This window comes from Flavihumibacter cheonanensis, assembly GCF_022352215.1.
Classification (GTDB): domain Bacteria; phylum Bacteroidota; class Bacteroidia; order Chitinophagales; family Chitinophagaceae; genus Flavihumibacter; species Flavihumibacter cheonanensis.
In genome coordinates, this window is record NZ_JAKRWF010000074.1 from 1 (window position 1) to 290 (window position 290).

The window sequence follows — 290 nt, forward strand, 5'->3', positions numbered from 1 at the left end:
GATGCCGTCCGGGAATCCACTATCGTGATCCCGTCGATGTCTGTTGCCTGCAATGCCGCTTTGGCGGACCCGAGGGTTCCAGACACCGCGCCGGAAATGAACAGTCCAACTGCCTCGGGCGCGCTGGACCGAGCGTCTTCAAAAGCGCTGACGAACATCCCAGGCGTCGGCTGAGAGGTGGTGAAGACGGCATCGGAGTTGCGCATGCGCTCGTACAACTCGGCACCCCGGATATCGACACGATCCTGATATGTCCTTGATTCGCCAACTACCTGTAGCGGAACCACGAC

The 290-nt window shown here is 60.0% G+C and carries 1 protein-coding gene; it reads right to left on the reverse strand.

Annotation, left to right across the window (positions count from 1 at the left end):
- A partial coding sequence (locus MD536_RS21190) for a DegV family protein (RefSeq protein ID WP_239603786.1) occupies window positions 1-290 on the reverse strand: 290 nt, incomplete at both ends.